We start from the raw sequence: 25471 nt of genomic DNA, 5'->3' as shown, positions 1-25471 counted from the left end.
GGTGACGAACCAGGACGACCGGTGACGGACCAGGACGACCGGTGACGGAGCAGGAGGAGAGACGATGATCCACGGGATCGTGCCACGAGACGTGGTGACGGTGACCGACGCCGACCTGCCGATGTCCGACGCCGACGTGGAGGCCGCACTGTATCCGGCGGAGGCGGAGCTCATCGCGAAGGCCGTGGCGACCCGCCGCGCCGATTTCGCGTGGGCACGGGCGTGTGCCCGCGAGGCCATGACCCGACTGGGCGTGCCGGCCGGTCCGGTCGTCCGAGGGGGCCGCGGGATGCCCGTGTGGCCGCCGGGTGTCGTGGGAACTCTCACACATACGAACGGACTCCGTGCCGCGGCACTCGGGTCGGCGGACCGGGTGCGGTCGGTGGGGCTCGACGTGGAACCCCATGCGCCGCTCGCGGACGGCGTGCTCGGCGTGGTGTCGCTGCCCGAAGAGGCCGAGTGGGTCCGTGCGGTGGGGGCGGAGATGCCGTCGGTGCACTGGGACACCCTGCTGTTCACGGCGAAGGAGGCCACCTACAAGGCGTGGTATCCCCTGACCCGTCGGTGGTTGGGCTTCGAGGACGCGCACATCACCCTGGTGCCAGACCGGGACGACGACAAGGGCGACGACGACACGGTGGTCACCGGCGTTCTGAGATCCCGGATCCTCGTCGACCCCAGTGCAGCGGACGGAGGACCGGACCTGGTGGAGCTCGTCGGTCGCTGGGTGGTCCGGGACGGGTTCGTGGCCTCGGCGATCGTGCTCCGGCCCGCTGGTGTGGATACCGTGGAGTCGTGACACCGCGCAGACCCGATCCCCGACCCGCACCCCAGCCCGGACTGGTGATCGTCGACAAGCCCGGGGGCATGAGCAGTCACGACGTGGTCGGTCGCCTGCGCCGCTTCTTCGGCACCCGCAAGGTCGGACACGCCGGGACCCTCGACCCGATGGCGACCGGAGTGCTGGTGGTGGGCATCGAGCGCGCCACGAAGATCCTCGGGCAGCTGGCCCTGGAGACCAAGTCGTACGAGGCCACGATCCGGCTGGGGCAGGCCACGACCACCGATGACGCCGAGGGCGAGATCACTGCGACCACCGACGCCTCTGCGGTCACCGACGAGGCGATCGACGCCGGGATCACGGCGCTCACGGGGGAGATCGACCAGGTCCCCTCGTCGGTCAGCGCCATCAAGGTGGCGGGACGGCGCGCGTACGACATGGTGCGGTCGGGAGAGGAGATCGTCCTCGCGTCGCGGCGGGTCACCGTGTCGCGATTCGACGTGCTCGAGCGAAGGCGCGACGGCGGGGTGATCGACCTCGTCGTCGTCGTCGACTGTTCGACCGGAACGTACATCCGCGCGCTCGCCCGGGACCTGGGCGAGGCGCTCGGCGTGGGGGGACACCTCACGGCACTGCGACGGACGGCCGTCGGCCCATTCGGACTGGACGTGGCCCGGACCCTGGACCAACTCGAGGGAACACCCGAACTCTCACTCGACCTGGACGCCGCCGCACTGGCAGCGTTCCCCCGACGCGACATCGACGCGGAGCAGGCCGAGGGTCTCCGGCACGGTCGCTGGCTCGACGCGCGCGGCGACACCGGCGTGGTGGCGGCCGTGGGGCCGGACGGCAGGGTCGCGGCTCTGGTCTCCGAGTCCGGCAGGCGGGCGGCCCCCGTCGTGGTCATGCGGCCTGCGGGCCTGTGATCGGCGGGCGTAAGGTGGTCGCCGTGCAATTGTGGCGGACGTTCGACGAGATCGTGATCCCCGACGGCGGTTCCTCTGTCGCCCTCGGGGTGTTCGACGGACTCCACCGGGGCCATCAAAGCCTGGTGGACCGAGCCGTCGACCTGGGGAGGGAACTCGGCGCCGACCCGGTGCTCGTCACGTTCGACCCGCATCCCGTCGAGGTGGTCCGTCCCGGCTCGCACCCGAGCGCGCTGACCACCCTGGAGCGTCGTGCCGAACTGGCCGGCGAGTACGGGATGGAGGCGGTGTTCGCGCTGCCCTTCGACGCGGAGATGGCGTCGTGGGAGCCGGCCGCGTTCGTGGACAACGTGCTGGTGGACGGCCTCGACTGCCGCGCCGTGGTCGTGGGACGGAACTTCACCTTCGGGCGCAAGGCCGCGGGAACCCCGGAGACGATGGCCCGGCTCTGTACGGAGCGGGACATCACCTGCGAGATCGTGGACCTGCTCTCCGACGGCGGCGAGACCGTGTCCTCCACACGTATCCGCCGCCTGCTGTCCGGGACCGACGTGGCGGCCGCCGCCGAGATGCTCGGTCGCCCGCACCGCGTGGAGGGCCCGGTCGTGCACGGCGCCGGCCGGGGCGGGCGCGACCTCGGATACCCCACCGCCAACCTCGAGCTCCCGCCGTACATGGCCGTTCCCGCCGACGGCGTCTACGCGGGCTGGTTCAGCCTGCTCGACGACGATCCGGTCGACGGCTCGATCGTCCCCGGCCGTCGCTACCCGGCGGCGATCTCCGTGGGAACCAATCCGACCTTCGGCGACACCACCCGCAGTGTCGAGGCGTTCGTCCTGGACGAAACGGCCGACCTCTACGGACGTCTCGCCGCCGTCGACTTCGTGGACCACGTGCGCGACATGGAGAAGTTCTCCTCCGTCGACGAGCTGCTCGTGGCGATGGGGCGCGACGTCACGCGCACCAGGGACGTGCTCGGTATCTGACGAGGCGATTGGGGCCGCGGTCCCACCTGCTGGTAACGTTTCCCGAGGCCCTCCTGTGGTCCGCGGCGGCGGGGCCAATTCACCATCGTGGACTGGAAAAAAGAGGAGACGCCCCATGGCGCTGAGCACTGAAGAGAAGAAGGCCGTCCTGGCCGAGTACGGCCTGCACGAGACCGACACCGGTTCTCCCGAGGCCCAGGTCGCCCTGCTGACCACGCGCATCACGCAGCTCACCGAGCACCTCAAGACCCACCAGCACGACCACCACTCGCGTCGTGGCCTGCTCCTGCTCGTCGGCCGTCGTCGCCGCCTGCTCAAGTACGTCGCCAAGGTCGACATCAACCGCTACCGTGCGCTGATCGAGAAGCTCGGCCTGCGTCGCTGAGCGAACCCCGCTCGCACGTACTCCTGACGATCCCCGCCCCGGACCCCCGGGGCGGGGATCGTCGTCTCTGCTCCGGTGCTCACCGGGGGCGGCGCGCCCGTCCGCTCCGGTGACCCGCGGTGTTTTCCCTGATAGGCTGATATCCGGCCGGCGCGCAGTGCCGGGGTGGTCGACAGGTCCGATTGGCGGTCCTCGGTAGTGGCTGCCGGATCCGGGACGCCCGCACAAGCGTGGCGCAGGAACCGGCCGCTTCAATCGAAGACCGAGGTCGTACCGGGATCAGCCCGGCGGTGCCGTGCCGGTGGCCCCGGCGGGATTCCCCCGCCGCGTGGCCCCTATCCCAGACATGACAGGAATATCTATGTCACAGATCACGGCCGTAGAGGTCGAAGGCGGGGTCTTCGAGTCCGTCGCCACCATCGACAACGGTGAGTTCGGTCGCCGCGAGGTCCGGTTCGAGACCGGTCGCCTCGCCAAGCAGGCCGCTGGCTCCGTCGTCGCCTACCTCGACGACGACACCATGCTGCTGTCCGCCACCACGGCCGGCAAGCACCCCAAGGAGCACTTCGACTTCTTCCCGCTCACGGTGGACGTCGAGGAGCGCATGTACGCCGCGGGCCGCATCCCGGGCTCGTTCTTCCGTCGCGAGGGCCGGCCCGGCACCGACGCGATCCTCACCTGTCGGCTCATCGACCGCCCGCTGCGCCCGACGTTCGCCGACGGTGTCCGCAACGAGGTCCAGGTCGTCGTGACGGTCATGAGCCTCGATCCGAAGGACCTGTACGACGTGGTGGCGATCAACGCCGCCTCCGCCTCCACGCAGCTGTCCGGTCTGCCGTTCTCCGGTCCGGTCGGCGGCGTGCGCGTCGCCCTCATCCCGACCGCGGAGAACCCGGCCGGTCAGTGGGTCGCGTTCCCGACGGTCGAGCAGCTCGAGGGCGCGGTCTTCGACATGGTCGTCGCCGGCCGGGTTGTCGGTTCGGGCGACTCCGCCGACGTCGCGATCATGATGGTCGAGGCCGAGGCGACCGAGGACGTCATCGAGAAGGTCGCCGGCGGTGCCCAGGCGCCGACCGAGGCGATCGTGGCCGAGGGCCTCGAGGCCGCGAAGCCGTTCATCGCCGAGCTGTGCGCCGCGCAGCAGGCGCTGGCGACCGCCGCGCCCACCACGCCGCGCGAGTTCCCGCTGTTCCCGCCGTACGCCGACGACGCCTACGCGGCGGTCGCCGAGGTCTCCGAGGCCAAGCTCGGTGAGATCATGCAGATCGCCGACAAGCAGGACCGCGACAACGCCACGGACGAGCTCAAGGCCGCCGTGCTCGAGCAGCTCACCGAGCGGTTCTCCGATCGCCTCGGCGAGGTCGGCGCGGCGTTCAAGTCGCTGACCAAGAAGATCGTGCGGCAGCGGATCATCTCCGATCACTTCCGCATCGACGGCCGTGGAGTGCGCGACATCCGCGCGCTGTCGGCAGAGGTAGAAGTCGTCCCGCGCGCGCACGGCAGCGCCCTGTTCGAGCGCGGCGAGACCCAGATCATGGGCGTGACGACGCTCGACATGGTCAAGATGGCGCAACAGATCGACTCGCTCGGTCCCGAGACCAGCAAGCGCTACATGCACCACTACAACTTCCCGCCGTACTCCACCGGCGAGACCGGACGTGTGGGCTCGCCGAAACGCCGCGAGATCGGCCACGGTGCGCTCGCCGAGCGTGCCCTCGTTCCGGTGCTGCCGAGCGTCGAGGACTTCCCGTACGCCATCCGCCAGGTGTCCGAGGCCCTGGGGTCCAACGGTTCGACCTCGATGGGTTCGGTCTGTGCGTCGACCCTGTCGCTGCTCAACGCCGGTGTGCCGCTCAAGGCACCGGTGGCCGGCATCGCCATGGGCCTCGTCTCCGACGAGGTCGACGGTGAGACCCGCTACGTCGCGCTGACCGACATCCTCGGTGCCGAGGACGCGTTCGGCGACATGGACTTCAAGGTCGCCGGCACGGGCATGTTCGTCACCGCACTCCAGCTGGACACCAAGCTCGACGGGATCCCGTCCGAGGTCCTGGCCGGTGCGCTCACGCAGGCCCGCGAGGCCCGCCTGACGATCCTCGACGTGATGGCCGAGGCCATCGACGAGCCGGACGAGCTGAGCCCGCACGCTCCGCGGATCGTCGCGATCAAGGTGCCGGTGGACAAGATCGGTGAGGTGATCGGACCCAAGGGCAAGATGATCAACTCGATCACCGAGGAGACCGGCGCCTCGGTGTCCATCGAGGACGACGGCACGGTCTACATCGGCGCCACCGACGGCGAGTCGGCCCAGGCCGCGATCGACAAGATCAACGCGATCGCCAACCCGCAGCTGCCCAAGGTCGGCGAGCGTTTCCTCGGCACCGTCGTCAAGACGGCTCCGTTCGGTGCGTTCCTGTCGCTCCTGCCGGGCCGCGACGGTCTGGTCCACATCTCCAAGCTGGGCCAGGGCAAGCGCATCGCCAAGGTTGAGGACGTCGTCAACGTCGGCGACAAGTTGCAGGTCGAGATCGCGGACATCGACAACCGTGGCAAGATCAGCCTCGTCCCGGTTTCCGATGAGGCCGACCAGGCCGCGGACGCCGAGGCCGACAACTGAGTCACCGCCGGATCACGTGACCATCTGATCCGGCACCTTCGAGGCACGCACCCCGGCTCCCGGGGTGCGTGCCTCGGCCGTATGGGAGCCGCACGTCGGAAGTCGAACAGAGAGTGCAGGTGGCGTGGACACCACGATCGAAGTGGACCGCTCAATCCCCGGGATCCGGGTGGTGACGGAGCACCTACCGTGGTGCCACAGTGCTGCCGTTGGGATCTGGGTGGGCGCCGGCTCCGCCGATGAGCGACCGGGTGAACACGGTGCCGCGCACTTCCTCGAGCACGTCCTGTTCAAACGGACCTCGTCGGCGAGCGGACGCGAACTGTCCGAGCGGATCGACCTGCTCGGAGGTGACCTCAACGCCTATACCGGGCGCGAGCACACCTGCTACCACGTCCACGTCCCCGCACCTGGTCTCGCAGAGGCGATCGGCGTGCTCACCGACGTGGTCGCGAACGGACGGTGCCATCCGGACGACGTCGACGTGGAACGAGATGTCGTGCTCGACGAGTTGGCCGGTCGCGAGGACGACCCCGAGGACGTGGCCTGCGAGCTCGCGACGTGTGCGGTCCTGGGGGAGGACCCCCTGGCCCGACCGGTCATCGGGACAGAGGAGTCGGTGCGGTCCCTCGACGCCGACACCCTGCTGGAGTTCCATCGCCGCATCCTCCGGGCCGGGGACGTGGTGGTGGCTGCGGCGGGTCGGGTCGATCACGAGACACTGGTACGTCTCATCGCGGAGGGGCCGCTGCCCGCAGTCGTGGGTCCCAACACGGAGCCGGGCGCAAGCGCCCGGTCTTCCGGACTGTGGGGACGGAGCCCGGTCCTCGTCGGGATGGACGAGGACTCCGAGCAGGTGCAGATCGTGCTGGCGCGGCGGACCCCCGCGCGTGACGATGCGGACCGCGCAGCCGCGCAGATCGCGACGGCGATTCTCGGCGGTGGCCTCAGTTCCAGGCTGTTCCAACGCATCAGGGAGGAACTCGGTCTCGCCTACACGGTGTACTCCTCGATCGATCAGTACCGGCTCACCGGGGTCCTGTCGGTGGTCGCGGGATGCCCGGTCGAGCGGGCGGAACAACTGTGCGATCAGGTCGGTGAGGTGGTGGCAGGGATGCGTTCGTCCGCGCCCGGCACCGACGAGGTGGACCGGGCTGTCGGGCACCTCACCGGTTCGATCCTCCTGGGGCTCGACGATCCGCTATCCCGGATGACCAGGATCGGCCGACACCTCCTGGACCGGGACACAGTCGTCCCCGTCGCCACGTCGATGAACAGGCTGCTGGCGGTGACCGCCGAGGACGTGACCCGGTACTGGGAGAGCGAAGTCGCCCCCTGGAGCCTGGCGGCGGTCGGCCCCGGCATGCCGGACCTTGGCGCGGCTGGGCTCCTCGACCGCCTGGGCGGATAGTCTGGGCAGGTACGAGAGAAGTCGGAGAGGGAGACGATGACGGTGACGAAGGTCGGCGTGCTCGGTGCACGCGGCAAGGTGGGCACGGCGATCTGCGAGGCCGTACGTGAGGCGGAGGACATGGAGCTCGTCGCCGAGGTGGACCAGGGGGACTCCCTGTCGCTCCTCGTCGACTCCGGAGCCGAGGTAGTCGTCGACTTCACCCATCCGGATGTGGTCATGCCCAATCTCGAGTTCTGTATCTCCCACGGGATCCATGCGGTCGTCGGCACCACCGGGTTCACCGACGAGCGGCTCGACACCCTCCGCTCGCAATTGGCGGCCAGCCCGGGCACCGGCGTCCTGATAGCCCCCAACTTCGCGATCGGCGCGATCCTCATGATGAAGTTCGCGGTACAGGCCGCGAAGTTCTTCCCCTCCGCCGAGATCGTCGAGCTCCACCACCCGAACAAGGCCGATGCGCCGTCTGGTACCGCGCATCGTACGGCGTCGATGATGGGCGCGGCGCGCGCCGAGGCAGGCCTCGGTCCGTCGCCGGACGCCACCTCGACCGGCCTCGCCGGTGCCCGTGGTGCCGACGTTGACGGCGTGAGGGTGCATTCGGTGCGCGTCACTGGTCTGGTCGCCCACCAGGAGGTCATTCTCGGGACACAGGGGGAGACCCTGACCATCAGGCACGACTCCCTCGACCGTACGTCGTTCGCGCCCGGCGTCCTCCTGGGCGTCAGGCAGATCGCCACATCACCGGGACTCACCGTGGGTCTCGACGCCTTCATGGACATCTAGGACCAGAACCGTGGATCGAGTCGTCAAGCCCGCAGTGATGGTCCTCACCGCCATCGGCCTCGCCGTGGCGTTCTGTTACCTGCTCTTCCTCGGATGGTCGATGATCGCCGGATCCGAGCATCTCGCGATGAAGGGACTGGGAGCGGGGATCATCCTCCTCACGATCGTGGGGGCCTGGGCGACATGGGCGATCCTGCGGAATGGCCTCGAACTTCAGCGCATCTCGGCGGCGGCCGCCGCCGAGGGAGCCGAACTCGACATCTCGGACCTGCCCCACCGTCCGTCCGGGCGGCTCGAGCACGAGGTCGCGGACGAACTGTTCGACCGGGTCAGCGCCGAGTACCAGGCCTCTCCCGAGGACTGGCGAACCAACTACCGGCTCGCGCGTGCGTATGACCACGCGGGGGACCGGGTGCGCGCCCGTGAGGTGATGCGCACCGCGATCGCGCTGCGCGAGGCTGAACTGTCCGGGCAGGCGGCGGCGCGATGAGCATGGTCCTGGTGGTCCACCACGCCCCGTCCCCGCGCCTCCGCCGGATCCTCGAGGCGATCGACACAGGCCTTGCGCATCCCGAGCTCGAGGGCATCGACGTGGAGACCGTGCCCGCCCTGGCCGCGACGGACGATCACGTCCTCCGCGCAGACGGCCTGGTTCTCCTCACCCCGGCCAACTTCGGGTACATGTCGGGCGCACTCAAGCACTTCTTCGATCGCACCTACTACACCTGTGAAGGAGCAGTGTCGGGGCGCCCCTACGCGCTGTGCGTGCACGGGGACAACGACACCGCGGGCGCCGTCTCGTCGGTGGAACGCATCATCACCGGGTGGGGACTGCACGCGGTCGCCCCGGCCGTCCAACTCACCGGCGAGCCCGGTCGGGACGAGCTCGACCGGGTGGCAGAGGTCGCCGCCACCGTCGCCGCGCATCTTCTCGGCTGAGCCCCCGCGAAGCCCTGACAGCATAAGGAGTTCCACCATGTCCGAGCTCGTCCGACGGCAGGTCCGTCTGGTCGCGCACACCCAGTTCACCGCGCCCGAGGAACTCGGGTGGGAAACGGACGCCGACGGTGGCGCCGCGCTCGCGGAGTTCGCCGGTCGTGCGTGCTACCAGAGCTGGGACAAGCCGAACCCCCGCACGGCGACCAACGCCGGCTATCTCCGGCACATCCTTGAGGTGGGGCATCTCTCGGTGTTCGAACACGCCACCGTGACCTTCTACATCACGGGTATTTCCAGGTCGTGCACCCACGAGCTGATCCGGCACCGTCACTTCTCCTACAGTCAGTTGTCCCAGAGATTCGTTCCCGAGCATGATTCCAAGGTCGTGCCGCCGCCTGCGATCGCGGAGGACCCGGAGCTCGTCGAGATCTTCCTGCGTGCGACCGATGCCTCCCGCGAGGCGTACGCAGAGATGCTCTCGAAGCTGGAGGAGCGGTTCGCCGACGTCCCCAACCCGATGCTCCGCCACAAGCAGGCACGGCAGGCCGCGCGGTCGGTTCTTCCCAACGCCACCGAGACGAGGATCGTCGTGACCGGTAACTACCGGTCCTGGCGACACTTCATCGGGATGCGGGCCACCGAACACGCCGACACGGAGATCCGCGGTCTCGCGATCGACGTCCTCCGCCAACTCCGTGACCTCGCACCAGCCGTGTTCTCTGACTTCGAGATCGCCACGCTCGACGACGGCTCGGAGATCGCGGTCAGCCCCTACGTCCTCGAGGGATGAGCCGGGTAGAGCGCCCCGACCTCCCTCCGAAGGCAGGGTCGGAATCGGGATCAGGGCCCTACAGCGGGTACCCTGGGACCTCATGACACACGTGACCACTGGGGGAACCGGGGCGGCTGCTCCGGTCCAGTCCTCCACCGAACACGCGCGCCCCGCGCCATTCGGCACCGTTGTCACGGCGATGGTGACGCCGTTCGGAGCAGACGGATACGTCGACTTCGGAGCCGTCGCCCGTGTCGCGAGACATCTCGTGGACTCAGGATGCGACGGAATCGTCGTATCGGGCACCACGGGGGAGTCGCCCACCACCACCGACGCGGAGAAGACGGCGGTCCTCGAGACCGTCCTCGCCGAGGTGGGGGACAGGGCGACGATCGTTGCAGGGGTCGGGACCTACGACACCGCGCATTCCGTGCACGCCGCCCGACAGGCCGCGGCCTCGGGCGCACACGGCCTGCTCGTCGTCACCCCGTACTACTCCAAGCCGACCCAGGCGGGCCTGGACGCCCATTTCCGCACGATCGCTGACGCCACAGACCGTCCGGTGATGCTCTATGACATCCCGCCCCGGTCGGTGGTCCCTATCCAGGCCGACACCCTCATCGGGTTGTCGAACCATCCGAATATCGTGGCTGTCAAAGACGCGAAGGGCGATTTCCACGACGCGTTGACGGTCATGTCCCACTGCGACCTCGTCTACTACTCGGGAGACGATCAACTCAATCTCCCGTGGCTCTCGGTGGGAGCGTCCGGATTCGTCAGCGTGATCGGCCATGTCGCCGGAGCGCAGCTCGTCGAACTCCGTGCGGCATTCCTCTCCGGCGACGTCGAGAGAGCCCGACAGATCAACCTCGGACTCCTTCCACTCTTCGACGCCCAACGGGCGCTCGGCGGTGTGTCGATGTCCAAAGCAGCACTAGAACTTCTCGGGATCCCGGCCGGTGTGCCGCGTCTCCCGCAGTTACCACCAACCGATGAGCAGCGACACGCCCTCGCGGCGCTGCTCCACAGAGCAGGAGTCACTACATGACAGAAGACAGTTCCACCACCTCCCGCAGCCGTGGCCGTTCCCGCCGCGCAGCCGGTCGACCCACGGGCGCACCGGCACCTGTGACCGCGGTGCAGTTCACCGAGCCGACCGCAGCCCCGGCCGCCGCCTCGCAGGACACCACGTCCGGTGCAGCCAAGGACGGCGCGAAGGGAGGCGGTTCGAAGTCCAAGGCCGGCGCGGACGCGCCGCATCAGGGCAAGAGCGACCGTGCCAAGGGAGCGCAGGACGCCCAGGGGGAGACGAAGTCGACCTCCCGCGGGCGTCGCGGCTCCTCGTCGAAGTCCGAGGGGTCGTCCGGTGGCGGGAATAGCGGCGGCCAGAACGGCGGCGGCCAGCGCTCCGGCGGCCAGAACGGCGGGAGCCGATCAGGCGGCAACGGCGGTGGCCAGAACGGCGGTCGTAACCGCGGTGGGCGTGGCCGTGGTCGTGGCCGTGGCGACTCGTCGACGGCGGACTTCGGCGGCGTCAAGACCATGCAGGGCGGCGACATGACGGTGCGCCTCCCGCAGCCTCCCAAGGCCCGCAAGGGTGCCCTGCGCATGGTCGCACTCGGCGGTATCTCCGAGATCGGCCGGAACATGACCGTCTTCGAGTACAACTCGAAGCTGCTGATCGTCGACTGTGGTGTCCTGTTCCCGAGCTCCACCGAGCCCGGCGTCGACCTGATCCTCCCGGATTTCGACCACATCGAGAACCGTCTCGACCAGGTCGAGGCGTTGGTCATCACGCACGGCCACGAGGACCACATCGGTGCGATCCCGTTCCTGCTCAAGCTCCGCCCCGACATCCCGGTCGTCGGTTCTAAGTTCACCCTCGCGCTCGTCGCCGCGAAGTGCCGCGAGCACCGGATCAAGCCCGTGTTCCGTGAGGTCGACGAGTCGAGCATCTCGAACTTCGGGCCCTTCGAGGTCAAGTACTACGACGTCAACCACTCGATTCCCGAGTGCCTCGGCGTCGTGATCAAGGCGGGCAGCAACTCGGTCATGATGACCGGCGACATCAAGCTCGACCAGCTGCCGACCGACAAGCGCCCCACCGACCTGCCGAAGATGTCCCGTTTCGGCGACGAGGGAATCGATCTGCTCCTGATGGACTCGACCAACGCCACGACGCCGGGCATCAGCCCGTCCGAGTCCGGTGTGCGACCGGCCCTGCAGCGCCGGATCGCGGAAGCGAAGAAGCTCGTGGTGGTGGCCTGCTTCGCCTCGAACGTCTACCGCGTGCAGTCGGTCGTTGACGCCGCCGCAGCGGCCGGGCGCAAGGTCGCGCTCAACGGGCGTTCCATGCTCCGCAACATGGAGATCGCGCTCGAGATGGGACTGCTGACCGACCCGTCGCGCGTCATCATCGACATGGACTCCGCCGGCAAGCTGCCGCCGGAGAAGCTGGTCGTGGTGACCACCGGCACCCAGGGTGAGTCGATGGCGGGCCTGTCGCGGATGTCGCGGCGCGAGCACCGTCAGGTCAACCTCTCCGAGGGCGACACGGTGCTGTTCTCCTCCTCACTCGTCCCCGGAAACGAGGAGGCGGTGTTCGGTGTCATGAACAGCCTCTCGCAGATGGGCGTCGAGGTGGTCACCGGACGGGACGACAACATCCACGTCTCCGGCCACGGATACTCCGGCGAGCTGCTGTTCATCTACAACGCGGTGCGCCCGAAGAACGCCATGCCGGTGCACGGCGAGTGGCGTCACCTCCGCGCCAACAAGGCTCTCGCGATCGCCACCGGCGTCTCCGAGGAGAACGTCGTGCTCGCGCAGAACGGTGTCGTCGTCGACCTCGTCGACGGCAAAGCGCGCGCCGTCGGCCAGATCCCCGTCGGCAACCTGTACGTCGACGGACTGTCGACCGGTGACGTCGGTGACACGGTGCTCGCCGACCGGACGGTGCTCGGCGAGGACGGATTCATCATCGCGACCGTCGTGGTGGACCCGCGTACCGGCCGTCCGGTGAGCAAGCCCCAGATCGTCGACAAGGGTTTCACCGACCAGCCGGGTGCACTCTCGCCTGTCGTCGAACTGGTCGAGAACGCCCTGTGGGATCTCGCCGGCGAGGGCGAGACGGATCCGTACCGTCTCGCGCAGACGGTGCGTCGTGTGGTCGGCCGGTGGGTGTCCGAGAAGTGGCGCCGTAAGCCGATGATCGTGCCGACCGTCATCACCTCTGCGGTCGCGGAGGGCTGACCGAGTGGCGTCGGAGGGCCTGTCTCTCGCGCGTCGGGAGCGTTCCGCGCTGGTGGAGACCATGCGTGGTACCGGTCCCGACGCGCCGACGCTGTGTGACGGGTGGACCACGCGGGATCTCGCCGCACACCTCGTGGTGCGGGAGGCCCGCCCGGAGGCGGCGGGAGTCCTCGTGCCGGCGCTCGCGGCTCGACTCGAGTCGCTCCGCCTCGTCGAGGCTCAGCGACCGTGGACCGAGCTCCTCGAGCAGATCGAGGCCGGCCCCCCGTGGTACTCCCCGTTGCGGATCGCCGACACGTTGGCGAACACCGCGGAGTATCTGGTCCACCACGAGGACGTGCGGCGGGCGGCCGACGGCTGGACCCGTCGGGAGCTCGACCAGGCCGATCTGGACCGGCTGTGGACCCTGTCCACGCTGGTGGCCCGCACCAAGCTGCGGAAGGTCCGTGCCCGGATCGACCTGTGTGTTCCGGCCGCGTCGGAGAGCACAGGTGCTGCACCGGTGTCGACGGGCGCCGCACTGGCGCCGTATGTCACCGTCATCGCCGATCCTGTCGAGTTGCTCCTGTGGAGTTTCGGGAGGAACGAGGTCGATATCGAGATCTCGGGTGCGCGAGCAGGGATCGAGGCGCTCGAATCGGTGTCCCGACGGGTGTAGGTCGCGGTAGCGTTCGTCACGTCATGGCGGTTCCGGCGTGTGGCTGCTGTTACTGGTGTTGCTAGAGACGATAGAGTGACACCCATGGCATCCACCTCGAGCACGCGATCCACCCGTGCCCCCGGCGGCCGACGCCCCGCGTCGAAGTCCGGATCAGCACGGTCGACCACGTCCACCACCCAAAAGAACCGGGGTGGTAGCTCGCGTCGAGGTGCAGTTGTCTCGACCCCGAAGTCCGGTGCCCGGGCGACGGGCCGCGGTGGCGCCCGTGCGGCGTCTGTGGCGCCGGAGCGGACCTCTGGCGCGTTCGGCGCCGTGGGCCGTGGTCTGCGGAGTGGATGGTCCGCGATGGCCAAGGGAGTCGGGCACGGCGTCCGTGGCCTCGGCGGAGGATCTGACGACGACAAGGTCGTGCCCCCACATCGGCGGGATGGACTCGGACTGTTCCTCGTCGGAGTCGCGATCGTGCTCGCGGGCTCCGTGTGGTTCAGCGCCGCCGGCCCTGTCGGACAGTGGATCGACACCGGGATCCGCACCGTCGTGGGCACGCCGGCGGCGCTTCTCCCGTTGCTGCTCGTCGGGTGGGGCGTACTCGTGATGGCCCGCGAACCCCGCCCCGACGTCCATTCCCGGTGGTTCGTCGGAACCATGATCTCCGCACTCGGAGTGCTGGGGCTGTGGCATCTCGCGTCGGGCTCTCCTGCGGACCCCGTCGGCGTGCGCACGGGCGGGGGAGTTCTCGGACGGATCGTCGGGGGCGGCCTCGAAGCGGGCTTGTCGGTTTATGTCACTGTGCCTCTGCTCGATCTCCTCATCGCCTTCGGTGCGCTGGTGATCGTCGGCCGCCCCGCCCGTGAGATCCCCGGGCTGGTCCGGGAGTTCTTCGGTTGGGACGGCAGTGGCGACATCGTGGATGACTACGACGAGCTCGACTGGGACGACGACGCCACCACCGCGTATCCGATCGCGGAGACAGGTGAGGCGGACAGGGAGCCGGAGTCACCCCGGCCCGCTACCCGCCGGTCGCAGCGGCGTCGGGTCGCGGACTGGTCCGACAGTCCGTCGACGGATCCGACCGTCGAGATGCCGACCGCGGATCCGGCCCGCGAGGGTGCGACGGCTCCCGTGGACGCCCCGACCCGTGGCGTCTCCGGCAGAACGGCGGCTGCAGGCGCGGGAGCAGCGACAGGTGCAGGTGCAGGTGCAGCTGCTGCGGCCGGTGCGGGAGCTGCCGCGGCTGGTGCGGGAGCTGCAGCAGCCGGATCGTCCGCCGCCGGGGCGCCCCGTGGCGGGGGGAGCGACTCGGCCCGCGCGAGCCGATCGGAGGACGTCGCGGCACGGCCGAACCGGCCCGCCGGAGGTGCATCTGCGGGTGCACGGGCAGCCGAGGTGGACGCCGCGGCGATTCCTCAGTCCAACACCCCGTCCACGCACACTGCAGCGGAGGCGGACACCGAGCGCCTGGACTCGCAACAGCAGCTGCTCAGCGGTGTCGACTACACGCTTCCCCCCTTGAAGCTGCTCACCGCCGGCGACCCGCCCAAGTCACGCAGCGAGTCCAACGATCAGATGATCGAAGCCATCCAGGGCGTGTTGGAGCAGTTCAAGATCGACGCCGCGGTCACCGGGTTCACGCGTGGTCCGACAGTGACCCGGTACGAGGTCGAGCTGGGTCCCGGTGTCAAGGTCGAGAAGATAACGGCACTGCACCGCAACATCGCGTACGCCGTGGCCACCGACAATGTGCGACTGCTCGCGCCGATCCCGGGCAAGTCCGCGGTCGGTATCGAGGTCCCGAACCTCGACCGGGAGCTGGTCCGCCTCGCGGACGTCCTCACCGATCCGGCGACGGCCGGCAAGCACAATCCGATGCTCATCGGGTTGGGCAAGGACATCGAGGGGGACTTCGTCACCGCCGATCTGGCGAAGATGCCGCACCTGCTCGTCGCCGGGTCGACCGGTTCGGGTAAGTCCAGTTTCGTCAACTCGATGCTCGTGTCGCTGCTGGCCCGCGCGACGCCGGACGAGGTGCGCCTGATCCTCATCGACCCCAAGATGGTGGAGCTGACCCCGTACGAGGGCATACCGCACCTCATCACGCCGATCATCACGCAGCCGAAGAAGGCCGCTACCGCTCTCGCGTGGTTGGTGGAGGAGATGGAGCAGCGCTACCAGGACATGAAGTCCACGCGCGTGCGCCACATCAGCGACTTCAATGACCGCGTGCGCTCCGGTCAGATCACCACGCCGCCCGGCAGCGAGCGGGTGTACCGGCCGTATCCGTTCATCGTCGCGGTGGTCGACGAGCTCGCGGACCTGATGATGACCGCCCCGCGCGATATCGAGGACGCGATCGTCCGGATCACCCAGAAGGCGCGTGCCGCCGGTATCCACCTCGTGCTCGCCACGCAGCGCCCGTCGGTGGACGTGGTGACCGGCCTGATCAAGACAAACGTGCCGTCGCGACTGGCGTTCGCCACCTCATCCCTCACGGACTCCCGGGTCATCCTCGACCAGCCTGGAGCGGAGAAGCTCATCGGTATGGGCGACGGTCTGTTCATCCCGATGGGTGCGTCCAGGCCCATCCGTATGCAGGGTGCGTTCATCACGGACGAGGAGATCAACGAGGTCGTGGACTTCGCCAAGAACCAGGCGGAGCCCGACTACGACGAGTCGGTCACCGAGTGCAAGGATGACGGCAAGAAGGACATCGACGCGGACATCGGCGACGATCTGGACGATCTGCTCGCCGCGGTGGAACTGGTCGTGTCGAGCCAGTTCGGGTCCACGTCGATGCTCCAGCGCAAGCTGCGCGTCGGCTTCGCCAAGGCGGGCCGACTGATGGACCTGATGGAGACCCGCGACATCGTGGGGCCGTCGGAGGGGTCCAAGGCCCGCGAGGTGCTCGTGCGCCCGGAGGAGCTCGCGTCCGTGCTGTACACGATCAAGGGCGGCACTCCTCCCGAGGACGGTGGGGACGCGTTCGGCGAGGGCGATGCGGGTCAGGGTGGCCCCGCGGACGGCGCTGAATTCGACGCACCGGTGGAGACCCCGGTCGGCTGAGAAGGCCCAGCAGAGAAGGTCCGGCTGAGAGGTACCAGCCGAAAAGGGCCGGGCGATACTGATGTCGCCCGGCCCTCGTCTCGTCGGTCAGTGGCCGTCGGCCAGCAGCCCGAACACGGGCGTCCACGGGCGCACGACGACCTCCGAGACCATGCCCTCGACGCAGTGCGGGTCGCGGGCGACCAGGGCTCGGGCGGCCTCGTCGTCGTCGGACTCCACCAGGAGCAACGCCCCGGACCCGTCGAGGAACGGTCCCACGGTGAGGATCTCCCCGTCGGCCACCCTCGCCTGAAGCCATGCACGGTGCGCGGGCTTGTTCGCCTCGCGCTCGGCGGTCTGCTCCGCTTCGTAGCGGTAGGTGACGGCGAAGAGTGCCATGTGTGTTCTCCCTCGGGGTCCGGCGTGCGGGTCGTGCCGTCAAGGGTATGCCGCGCGGCCTCGCTAAGGTGAGGGGGTGACTTCCTCCACGACCGGCGACGGCCGCCCCACCGCCGAGGTCCCCGTTCTCAATATCGCGAACATCCTCACGGTCCTGCGGATCCTGCTGGTCCCGGTGTTCGTGGTGGTGTTCTTCGTCGACGGTGCCCAGGACGCGTGGTGGCGGGTGGGTGCGTTCGCGGTGTTCGCCCTCGCGATGGCCACCGATTACGTCGACGGCTACCTGGCCCGCAAGCTCGAGCTGGTCACCGACTTCGGAAAGATCGCCGACCCGATCGCGGACAAGGCGCTGATGGCGGCCGCGATGATCTCGCTCTCCCTCGTCCACGAACTGTTCTGGTGGGTCACCGTCGTGATCCTCGTCCGCGAGGTGGGCATCACGGTGTGGCGGCTCGTCGGCGTGGATCATGTGGTGGCGGCGAGCAAGGGCGGCAAGCTCAAGACTGCGACCCAGACTCTCGGCGTGGGCATGTTGATCCTCCCGCTGCCGCACTGGGTGTGGCCGGTGGAGTGGTTCGTGATGGGCGTGGCGGTGGTGCTGACCGCGTACTCGGGGATCGACTATCTGGTCAAGGCCCGTCAGGCGGCGCAGCAGTGAGTACCGACGGGGCCACCGAGGTGGTGGCAGCCCTGCGTGAGCGGGGCTGGACCGTGGCGACGGCGGAGTCGCTGACCGCGGGGCTCGTCGCCGCAACACTCGCAGATGTCCCGGGGGCCAGCGCCGTCCTGCGAGGTGGCGTCGTGGTGTACGCGACCGAACTCAAGCACAGCCTCGCGGACGTGCCCGTGGAGGTTCTCGAGACGCACGGCGCCGTGTCAGCGGATACGGCCCGGGCGCTGGCGGTCGGTGCGGCCCGGAGGTGCGGGGCCGACGTGGGGATCGGGCTGACCGGAGTCGCCGGTCCCGACAGGCAGGAGGGCGTGGCCGTGGGCACCGTGCACGTCGGGATCTGCGTACCGGACCGTCAACCGTGGTCGGTGGAGTTGGCGCTCTCCGGTGACCGACGGGAGATCCGGGAGCGTACATGTGGTGCGGCGTTGGCGCTGGTGACGGACGCGGCGAGAGCGCCGGGAACCGGCGCGGGAGAGGAGTGGCAGCGATGACGGGCGACGGTGTGGCGACCGGGACGACGACGACGGGAACGATTTCGGACGGTGATGCGTTGTACCCCGTGATGCCGAATATCCAGATGACCACGTTGCCCCGACCCGACCAGCCCGCGACGCCGCCGCTGCTACGGGAGACACTCGGGACGGTCCTGCGGGGCCTGCGCGGGGAGACCGGCCGCACCCTGCGCGACGTGGCGGACTCGGCACGGGTGAGCCCCGGATATCTCTCCGAGATCGAGCGTGGTCGGAAAGAGGCCTCGAGCGAGCTGCTGGCCTCCATCTCCAGTGCACTGGACGTGTCACTCGGCGAGATCCTGATCAGAGCGGCCCTGGAGGTGTCTCCTCCGGGGACCTTCACCGAGCCCGTGCTGGCAGCCTGAGCGGTCGACTGATCTGAACCGGGGAGACATCCCGGTGGTCCCATCTCGGCGGTGTTGGGTAACGTGGAACCGACCCGTCGTCCGAATCGGCAGAAGGACACTACGCAGCGATGGCCAATCCGTTTTCCAAGGCATGGCGCTACCTCATGGCGTTGTTCGATTCGAAGATCGACGAGCACGCCGATCCGAAGGTGCAGATCCAGCAGGCGATCGCCGACGCGCAGCGGCAGCACCAGCAGCTCTCGCAGCAGGCCGCAGCCGTCATCGGTAACCAGCGGCAGCTGGAGATGAAGCTCAACCGGCAGCTGGCGGACATCGAGAAGCTCCAGGGCTCCACCCGCCAGGCCCTGCAGATGTCGGACCAGGCCCGGCAGAACGGCGACCAGCAGAAGGCGACCGAGTACGAGAACGCCGCGGAGGCGTTCGCCGCGCAGCTCGTCACCGCCGAGCAGAACGTCGAGGACCTCAAGGGCCTCCACGACCAGTCGCTCCAGGCCGCAGGCCAGGCCAAGAAAGCTGTCGAGCAGAACGCGATGGTCCTGCAGCAGAAGGTGGCCGAGCGCACCAAGCTGCTCAGCCAGCTCGAGCAGGCCAAGATGCAGGAGCAGGTCAGCGCGTCCCTGCAGTCGATGTCCGAGCTGTCGTCCGGGGGCAACACCCCGAACCTGGACCAGGTCCGCGACAAGATCGAGCAGCGGTACGCCAACGCCCTCGGCTCCGCCGAGCTGGCGCAGAACTCGGTGCAGGGCCGGATGATGGAGATCGAACAGGCCTCCACCCAGATGGCCGGCCACAGCCGACTCGAGCAGATCCGCGCGTCGATGCAGGCGGAGAGCGGCCAGCAGCTCGGCCAGGGCACCGGTTCCGCCGGGCAGCTCGGTCAGGGACAGTCGCAGCCGGCCGCGTCGCCGCAGCAGCAGCAGGCGCAGACCGACCAGCAGTGATCTCTGCGGCGACGGGCCGTCGGCAGTGTTGCCAGCGGCCCGTCGCCGTGTCTGAAAGTGAAGAGGACCCGCGATGACCCTGACCGAGTTCCAGGCGAGGACGATCGAGGCGTTCGGCGAACTCAGGGCCGACCATCTCGTCCGCAACCATCACCTGGCAGCGTGCGGGGGGCGGACAGCACACGAGGCGATCGACGAGGGGCAGTCGGTTAAGCAGGTGTGGTGGGCGCTGTGTGACGAGTTCGACGTCTCCGAACAACTGCGCTAGCCCGTCGTGGGCGGCGTGTCGCTACCCCTCGAACATCCGTTCGTGGCATACTCGTCGGCGTGAACAAGCGCGTCCCGCTGTCCACAGGGCGTCGTTCCTCCACAGGGAGCGGTCGCCGGGCCTGATCGGACGGATCGTGTCGTACCCGGCCCGTAACGTCCGCAAGCGGAGAACACAGCAGACCGATCGGCAGGTGCCGGGGGTCGATCACGAACGGAGCAGACACATGGCAGCCAAGCCCAAGGCCGGGTCCGGTAAGTCCGGCAACGCGCAGAACCGTGAGCAGGCGCTCGAGCTGGCCCTCGCGCAGATCGACAAGGCCTACGGCAAGGGTTCCGTGATGCGGCTGGGGGATGACACCAGGCCGGCGGTCCAGGTCATCCCCTCCGGCGCTCTCTCGCTCGACGTGGCACTCGGCGTCGGTGGGTTCCCCCGGGGTCGCGTCGTGGAGATCTACGGCCCGGAGTCCTCGGGTAAGACCACCGTGGCGCTCCACGCCGTGGCCAACGCCCAGGCGGCCGGTGGCATCGCTGCGTTCATCGACGCGGAGCACGCACTGGACCCTGAGTACGCGCGCAAGCTCGGCGTGGACACGGACAATCTCATCGTCTCGCAGCCGGACACCGGTGAGCAGGCGCTGGAGATCGCCGACATGCTCGTCAAATCGGGCGCGATCGACATCCTGGTGATCGACTCGGTGGCCGCTCTCGTGCCGCGCGCGGAGATCGAGGGGGAGATGGGGGACAGTCACGTCGGTCTCCAGGCCCGCCTGATGAGCCAGGCGTTGCGCAAAATGACTGGTGCCCTGCACAGCACAGGCACCACCGCGGTGTTCATCAACCAGCTCCGCGAGAAGATCGGTGTCATGTTCGGGTCCCCCGAGACCACCACCGGCGGTAAGGCGCTGAAGTTCTACGCGTCGGTCCGGCTCGACGTCCGTCGTATCGAGACGCTCAAGGACGGTGCGGACGCCGTGGGTAACCGTACGAAGGTCAAGGTCGTCAAGAACAAGGTCGCGCCGCCCTTCAAGATCGCGGAGTTCGACATCATCTACGGCGAGGGCATCAGCCGCGAGGGCTCGCTGATCGACATGGGGGTCGACCACGGCTTCATCAAGAAGTCCGGCTCGTGGTTCACCTACGGCAAGGACCAGCTGGGCCAGGGTAAAGAGAACGCCCGGCGGTACCTCAAGGACAACCCCGGGGTGCGGGACGAGATCGAGCGCAAGATCCTCGACAAGCTCAACATCGGTGCCGGCGCGGAGATCGCGGAGATCGAGGCGGAGTCGGATGAGGACGCCCCGATCGACGTGGTGCCCGTCGAGTTCTGATGGAGGAACAGCGGTCGGCGGCGCACGGTTCTGACGGGACGCGGATGGATCCGGACGAGTTGCGCGCGGCCATCGCGGCCGTCCAGGCGCGACCGTCCGGCTCCGAGGATCTCCCGCCGCTCGCGCCAGAGGCCCACGAGGCGGCTTCCGCGGCGCTCCGGTTGCTGCGATATCGCCCCCGCAGCGAACACGAACTGCGGCAGCGCCTGTCAGAGAAGGAGTTCGCCGGGGAGGCTGTCAACGAGGCGGTCGACCGACTCCGTGTGTGGGGCCTGATCGACGATGCGGAGTTCGCCGCGGAATGGGTTCGCGGGCGGCGGAATCGTCGCGGCAAGTCGCGGGGAGCGCTCGAGCGTGAGCTCCGGGGCAAGGGGATCGCCGAGGGGCATATCGCTGACGCGGTGTCGGGAATCGACACCACGGACGACTGGGAGCAGGCGAGGAGCCTGGTCCGGGCCCGGCTCGCGCGCCGACCTGATGCCGCCCTCCGTGGGGACGCGGTGACGGGGGAGCGGCGTCGTCTGGTGGCGTTCCTGGCCCGCCGGGGTTATCCCACGGGGCTGGCGATGTCCGTGGTGCGTTCGGAATTGGCGGCCCACGCCTCGTCCTGAGTACCCTGGCCTGCGTGGATTCTCTCGTGACCGAACAGCAGCCGGAACTCGCGGACGCCCCGGTCGACGGCGCCGATGTCCGGACGTATCAGGTGCGCACCTTCGGATGCCAGATGAACGTCCATGATTCCGAGCGGATGTCCGGTGTCCTCGACAAGGCGGGCTACGTGCCCTTCGAGGGCGAGCCCGACCCCGCGACCGGCGCACTTCCCGACCTGGTGGTCTTCAACACGTGCGCGGTGCGGGAGAACGCCGACAACCGCCTGTACGGGACTCTCGGGCACCTCCGGCCGTGGAAGGACGCCAACCCCCGGCTGCAGATCGCCGTGGGCGGATGTCTGGCGCAGAAGGACAAGGACGCGGTCCTGTCCCGTGCTCCCTGGGTGGACGTGGTCTTCGGCACCCACAACCTGGGGCACCTCGCGACGCTGCTCGAGCGGTCGCGACACAACCAGCGTGCCGAGGTCGAGATCGCCGATTCCCTCCAGCACTTCCCGTCGACCCTGCCGGCGACCCGCGACTCCGCCTATGCGGGCTGGGTGTCCGTCTCGGTCGGCTGCAACAACACGTGCACCTTCTGCATCGTCCCGTCACTGCGGGGCAAGGAGGTTGACCGACGGCCCGGAGAAGTGCTCGCCGAGGTGCAGGCTCTCGCGGACGAGGGCGTGATCGAGGTGACGCTGCTGGGGCAGAACGTCAACGCCTACGGTCGCTCGTTCCACGATCCGGACGAGCCCTCGGACAAGAATGCCTTCGCCAAACTGCTCCGTGCGGCCGGACAGATCGAGGGGATCGAGCGGATCCGGTTCACCTCACCCCACCCGGCCGAGTTCACCGACGACGTGATCGAGGCGATGGCCGAGACCCCGACCGTCTGCCCCCAGCTGCACATGCCACTGCAGTCCGGGTCGGACCGGATCCTCCGTGCCATGCGCCGATCCTACCGCTCGGCGAAATTCCTCGGCATCATCGATCGCGTCCGTGCCGCCATGCCGGACGCCGCCATCAGCACCGACATCATCGTCGGGTTCCCGGGAGAGACCGAAGAGGACTTCCAGGCGACCCTAGACGTGGTCGAGAAGGCGCGGTTCTCCAGCGCCTTCACCTTCCAGTACTCCCCGCGACCGGGTACCCCTGCCGCGACTATGGAGGACCAGATCCCCAAAGCCGTCGTTCAGGAGCGCTACGAGAGGCTGATCGAGCTGCAGGAGCGGATCACCCTGGAGGAGAACCAGGCGCGTATCGGTCGCGAGGTCGAGGTGCTGGTGACCGCCCACGAGGGCCGTAAGGACTCGGCGACCGCCCGGATGACCGGTCGCGGCCGTGACGGTCGACTGGTGCACTTCACGCCGATCGGCGAGAACGCGGACAGGGTCCGTCCCGGCGACGTCATCACCACCCGCATCACCGCGGCAGCGCCGCATCATCTGCTCGCAGATGACGGAATTCTGACCTACCGCGCGACCAGAGCCGGCGACCGGCACGAAGCGGGTGAGAAGCCCGCGACCCCGCCGATCGGAGTGGGACTCGGACTACCCACGCTGCGCCCGGCCGACCTCGGGTCGACAGTTATCGAGAAGGGATGTCCCACATGAGTTCCTCGGATCGTCCGGATCCCATCGCCGGGATCATGGAGGTCACCCGCCAGGCGGAGTCCGATCTCCGCCGGGAAGACCGCATGCTCGGTCGTACCCTCGTGATCGGCAAGGGCTACGTCGCGTCGCTGGTGCTGATCGCCCTACTCACCGTGGCACTGTTGCTCCCGCACAGCGCCGGAGTCATGGGACTCGACGTCCTGTTTTTCACCGAGGCCGCCCGATCGCAGGAGACGTCGCTGCCGTCGCACGTGTTCGTCCTGCTCTACGCGGTCGGCACTATCGGCTTCGGGGCGGTCATGATCCTCACCCAGAAGTGGTGGGCTGCGGGGATCGCGTGGTGTGCGACGTGCGTGTCCGCCGTCTACGGTGTCCTCGCGATCTGGCTACGCCAGTCCGGCCGCGGTGTGGATCCGAACTTTGTGGGCTTCGGTGCACCGGGAATCGGCATGTACCTCAGCGAGATCCTGCTCGTCCTCCTGGCGGGAACCCTCGCCGCGGTGCTGTGGTCGCGCACCCCGGAACAGCGCCAACTGGAGGAGTCCGCGCGGCACGGCGACGGTCACTGAGGGCACTCGCCGAGAGGGCCATCCACACGCCACAGGGGGCGGGACGCACGGGCGTCCCGCCCCCTGTGGCGCATCGACCCCTCGCCCGGATCCGTGTGCGACCCGTGGTCTGAGCCCTAGCGGGTGTCCACCGCGTTCTCCGCGGCCTCAGCCCATTCGCGCCACTGCGCTGCCTGGGTACGCGCCTTCTCCGCGTCCTTCGGCTTGCCGGCGGCATCGGCCTTGGCGGCCTGCTCCTCGAAATCCGTCACGCGGTCCCAGAACTGTCCGGCGCGGGCCTTGGCCTCGGGATCGGTCCGGCGCCACTCCGTGTCGGCGGCGTCGGCGACGGACTTCTCGAGCTCGCGGATCCGACCCTCGAGCTGGCCCATCTTGTTCCGCGGAACCTTGCCGATCTCCTCCCACCGGGACTGGAGCTCCCGAAGTGCGCTTCTGGCCGCCGCGAGGTCAGATGTCGGATCGATGCGACCGGAGTACTGGTCAAGAAGCGCTTCCTTGGCGGTGGCGTTCTCCTCGAACTCCGCGTCGCGCTCGGCGGCCGCCGCATGACGGTTGTCGAAAAACGTGTCCTGCGCAGCCTTGAACCGCTTCCACAGTGCGTCGTCGGCCTCACGCGGTGCCCTTCCGGCCGCCTTCCACTCGTCCATCAGTTTGCGGTACGCGGTAGCCGTCTCGTTCCAGTCGGTGGAGTCGGACATCGCCTCCGCCCGTTCGACGAGCTGCTCCTTGACCTTCTTCACCGAGGCCTTGTTGCGGTCGAGCTCGGCGAAATGGGATCCACGACGACGGTTGAACGCCTCCCGCGCCTTGGAGAACCGCTTCCACAGGGCGTCATCGGTCTTACGGTCGATTCCGCGGATGGTCTTCCACTCCTCGAGGATGTCCCGCAGTCGATCCCCGGCCGCCTTCCACTGCGTCGATGACGCGCCGATCTCCTCGGCCTCGGCGGCAAGTGCCTCCTTGCGGGCGATCGAGGCCTCGCGCTGCTCGTCCTTGCGCTGGCGGGCGGCAGTCTCCACCTCTCCGGAGCGCTCGATCACGGCGGTGACTCGTGAGGCGAGGGAATCTAGGTCACCGACCGCCGCGGCGGTCGGGATCTGCTCGGCCAGGGTCTGGGCGGAGGCGCGTGTCTTGCGGGCGTCCAGGGGGTGCGTGTCCAGGCGTGTCTCCAGGAGGGCCACCTCCGCGACGAGGTCGTCGTAGCGCAGTCCGAAATGCGCGAGACCCTCGGCCGGCTCGCCGGCCTGCCACGAACCGACCTGGCGTTCGCCGTCCGCGGTACGGACGAACACGGCCCCGGACTCGTCGACGCGGCCCCACTCGGACGGATCCGAGGCGCGCGACGGACGGGCGTCCGGTGCGGCGGCGGGCCGTGGGGCCACGGTGCCCGAGGGGCGGGGAGCAGCCTTGCGCGCGAGCTCGGCGGGCGACGGGCCCGGCCGTGGCCCGGGGGTCGGCGACGCTCCGCCGGAGGCCTGGCCGCCTGTGGCGGTGGGTGACTGGTCGCTCATCTGGTCCTCGTTTCCTTCTGCCGCGTATCCACGGCACCGTCGCCGGGCTGCGGGCCCGGTCATCGCCACGCCGACCCGTCGAGGGGCAGCATCCCCCTAGTGTGTACCAAGGTTGTGCAGTTCGTCGGTTGTATTGGCA

Annotated in this window: 25 protein-coding genes; 23 read left to right on the top strand and 2 right to left on the bottom strand. The window is 68.7% G+C overall.

The genetic code is table 11. The annotated features are described in order from the left end of the window. Positions 1–64 precede the first annotated feature (64 nt). From OPF83_RS01225 to OPF83_RS01160, 14 genes are all read left to right on the top strand, one after another. On the top strand, positions 65–799 hold the full coding sequence (locus OPF83_RS01225; RefSeq protein WP_264885383.1) for a 4'-phosphopantetheinyl transferase: 735 nt from the start codon (positions 65–67) through the stop codon (positions 797–799). Continuing rightward, positions 796–1707 (top strand): tRNA pseudouridine(55) synthase TruB, encoded by a 912-nt coding sequence (truB, locus tag OPF83_RS01220; protein ID WP_264885382.1) that lies wholly within the window; start codon positions 796–798, stop codon positions 1705–1707. Before OPF83_RS01225 ends, truB begins: the two co-directional genes overlap by 4 nt. Before the next feature lie 23 nt (positions 1708–1730). Continuing rightward, on the top strand, positions 1731–2693 hold the full coding sequence (locus OPF83_RS01215) for a bifunctional riboflavin kinase/FAD synthetase (RefSeq protein WP_264885381.1): 963 nt from the start codon (positions 1731–1733) through the stop codon (positions 2691–2693). Positions 2694–2808: 115 nt separating this feature from the next. Further along, positions 2809–3078 (top strand): 30S ribosomal protein S15, encoded by a 270-nt coding sequence (rpsO, locus tag OPF83_RS01210; protein WP_264885380.1) that lies wholly within the window; start codon positions 2809–2811, stop codon positions 3076–3078. Positions 3079–3439: 361 nt separating this feature from the next. Beyond that, positions 3440–5695: a polyribonucleotide nucleotidyltransferase gene (locus tag OPF83_RS01205; RefSeq protein WP_264885379.1), complete on the top strand. Its 2256-nt coding sequence runs from the start codon at positions 3440–3442 to the stop codon at positions 5693–5695. Positions 5696–5819: 124 nt separating this feature from the next. Beyond that, entirely contained in the window at positions 5820–7106 is a 1287-nt protein-coding gene (locus OPF83_RS01200; protein WP_264885378.1) for a pitrilysin family protein, read from the top strand. 36 nt (positions 7107–7142) lie between these two features. Then, positions 7143–7892 (top strand): 4-hydroxy-tetrahydrodipicolinate reductase, encoded by a 750-nt coding sequence (gene dapB / locus OPF83_RS01195; protein WP_264885377.1) that lies wholly within the window; start codon positions 7143–7145, stop codon positions 7890–7892. A gap of 10 nt (positions 7893–7902) precedes the next feature. Beyond that, the gene (locus OPF83_RS01190) at positions 7903–8382 is read left to right on the top strand and encodes a hypothetical protein (RefSeq protein WP_264885376.1); all 480 of its coding nucleotides are present in this window, start codon (positions 7903–7905) and stop codon (positions 8380–8382) included. Continuing rightward, entirely contained in the window at positions 8379–8831 is a 453-nt protein-coding gene (locus OPF83_RS01185) for a flavodoxin family protein (RefSeq protein ID WP_264885375.1), read from the top strand. The genes OPF83_RS01190 and OPF83_RS01185 overlap by 4 nt, the downstream gene beginning before the upstream one ends. Before the next feature lie 37 nt (positions 8832–8868). Further along, a complete protein-coding gene (thyX, locus tag OPF83_RS01180) occupies positions 8869–9621 on the top strand; it encodes an FAD-dependent thymidylate synthase (protein ID WP_264885374.1) in 753 nt (250 codons plus the stop codon). 82 nt (positions 9622–9703) lie between these two features. Continuing rightward, entirely contained in the window at positions 9704–10651 is a 948-nt protein-coding gene (dapA, locus tag OPF83_RS01175) for a 4-hydroxy-tetrahydrodipicolinate synthase (RefSeq protein ID WP_264885373.1), read from the top strand. Beyond that, entirely contained in the window at positions 10648–12855 is a 2208-nt protein-coding gene (locus OPF83_RS01170) for a ribonuclease J (RefSeq protein ID WP_264885372.1), read from the top strand. The genes dapA and OPF83_RS01170 overlap by 4 nt, the downstream gene beginning before the upstream one ends. Before the next feature lie 4 nt (positions 12856–12859). Next, the gene (locus tag OPF83_RS01165; protein ID WP_264885371.1) at positions 12860–13513 is read left to right on the top strand and encodes a TIGR03085 family metal-binding protein; all 654 of its coding nucleotides are present in this window, start codon (positions 12860–12862) and stop codon (positions 13511–13513) included. 348 nt (positions 13514–13861) lie between these two features. Further along, positions 13862–16576 carry a DNA translocase FtsK gene (locus OPF83_RS01160; RefSeq protein WP_264885370.1) on the top strand — a complete coding sequence of 905 codons (2715 nt, stop codon included), beginning with the start codon at positions 13862–13864 and terminating at the stop codon, positions 16574–16576. Between the two features lie 87 nt (positions 16577–16663). Here the strand turns inward: OPF83_RS01160 and OPF83_RS01155 are convergent, their stop codons facing one another. Next, a complete protein-coding gene (locus tag OPF83_RS01155) occupies positions 16664–16954 on the bottom strand; it encodes a YciI family protein (RefSeq protein WP_264885369.1) in 291 nt (96 codons plus the stop codon). Positions 16955–17030: 76 nt separating this feature from the next. On the opposite strand from OPF83_RS01155, the gene pgsA reads away from it, so the two are divergent. From pgsA to OPF83_RS01110, 9 genes are all read left to right on the top strand, one after another. Continuing rightward, complete coding sequence (gene pgsA, locus OPF83_RS01150; RefSeq protein WP_264885368.1) at positions 17031–17612, top strand: CDP-diacylglycerol--glycerol-3-phosphate 3-phosphatidyltransferase; 582 nt, start codon at positions 17031–17033, stop codon at positions 17610–17612. Next, the gene (locus OPF83_RS01145; RefSeq protein ID WP_264885367.1) at positions 17609–18118 is read left to right on the top strand and encodes a nicotinamide-nucleotide amidohydrolase family protein; all 510 of its coding nucleotides are present in this window, start codon (positions 17609–17611) and stop codon (positions 18116–18118) included. The genes pgsA and OPF83_RS01145 overlap by 4 nt, the downstream gene beginning before the upstream one ends. A gap of 71 nt (positions 18119–18189) precedes the next feature. Next, positions 18190–18504, top strand: a complete 315-nt coding sequence (locus OPF83_RS01140) for a helix-turn-helix domain-containing protein (protein WP_264885556.1) — start codon at positions 18190–18192, stop codon at positions 18502–18504. Between the two features lie 110 nt (positions 18505–18614). Beyond that, the gene (locus OPF83_RS01135) at positions 18615–19448 is read left to right on the top strand and encodes a PspA/IM30 family protein (RefSeq protein WP_264885366.1); all 834 of its coding nucleotides are present in this window, start codon (positions 18615–18617) and stop codon (positions 19446–19448) included. Positions 19449–19521: 73 nt separating this feature from the next. Beyond that, positions 19522–19716: a DUF3046 domain-containing protein gene (locus OPF83_RS01130; RefSeq protein ID WP_264885365.1), complete on the top strand. Its 195-nt coding sequence runs from the start codon at positions 19522–19524 to the stop codon at positions 19714–19716. A gap of 226 nt (positions 19717–19942) precedes the next feature. Continuing rightward, complete coding sequence (recA, locus tag OPF83_RS01125) at positions 19943–21046, top strand: recombinase RecA (protein ID WP_264885364.1); 1104 nt, start codon at positions 19943–19945, stop codon at positions 21044–21046. Further along, a complete protein-coding gene (locus OPF83_RS01120) occupies positions 21046–21657 on the top strand; it encodes a regulatory protein RecX (RefSeq protein ID WP_264885363.1) in 612 nt (203 codons plus the stop codon). The genes recA and OPF83_RS01120 overlap by 1 nt, the downstream gene beginning before the upstream one ends. Positions 21658–21671: 14 nt before the next feature. Then, complete coding sequence (gene miaB, locus OPF83_RS01115) at positions 21672–23252, top strand: tRNA (N6-isopentenyl adenosine(37)-C2)-methylthiotransferase MiaB (protein ID WP_375546183.1); 1581 nt, start codon at positions 21672–21674, stop codon at positions 23250–23252. After that, the gene (locus tag OPF83_RS01110) at positions 23249–23821 is read left to right on the top strand and encodes a hypothetical protein (protein ID WP_264885362.1); all 573 of its coding nucleotides are present in this window, start codon (positions 23249–23251) and stop codon (positions 23819–23821) included. The genes miaB and OPF83_RS01110 overlap by 4 nt, the downstream gene beginning before the upstream one ends. A gap of 116 nt (positions 23822–23937) precedes the next feature. On the opposite strand, the gene OPF83_RS01105 is transcribed toward OPF83_RS01110, so the two are convergent. After that, entirely contained in the window at positions 23938–25332 is a 1395-nt protein-coding gene (locus OPF83_RS01105) for a DUF349 domain-containing protein (protein ID WP_264885361.1), read from the bottom strand. Positions 25333–25471 lie beyond the last annotated feature (139 nt).

Origin of the sequence: Dietzia sp. NCCP-2495 (assembly GCF_026011735.1) — a bacterium.
Lineage (GTDB): Bacteria > Actinomycetota > Actinomycetes > Mycobacteriales > Mycobacteriaceae > Dietzia.
Note: the sequence above shows the minus strand (reverse complement) of the source record. Positions and strands in the feature narration are given on the sequence as shown.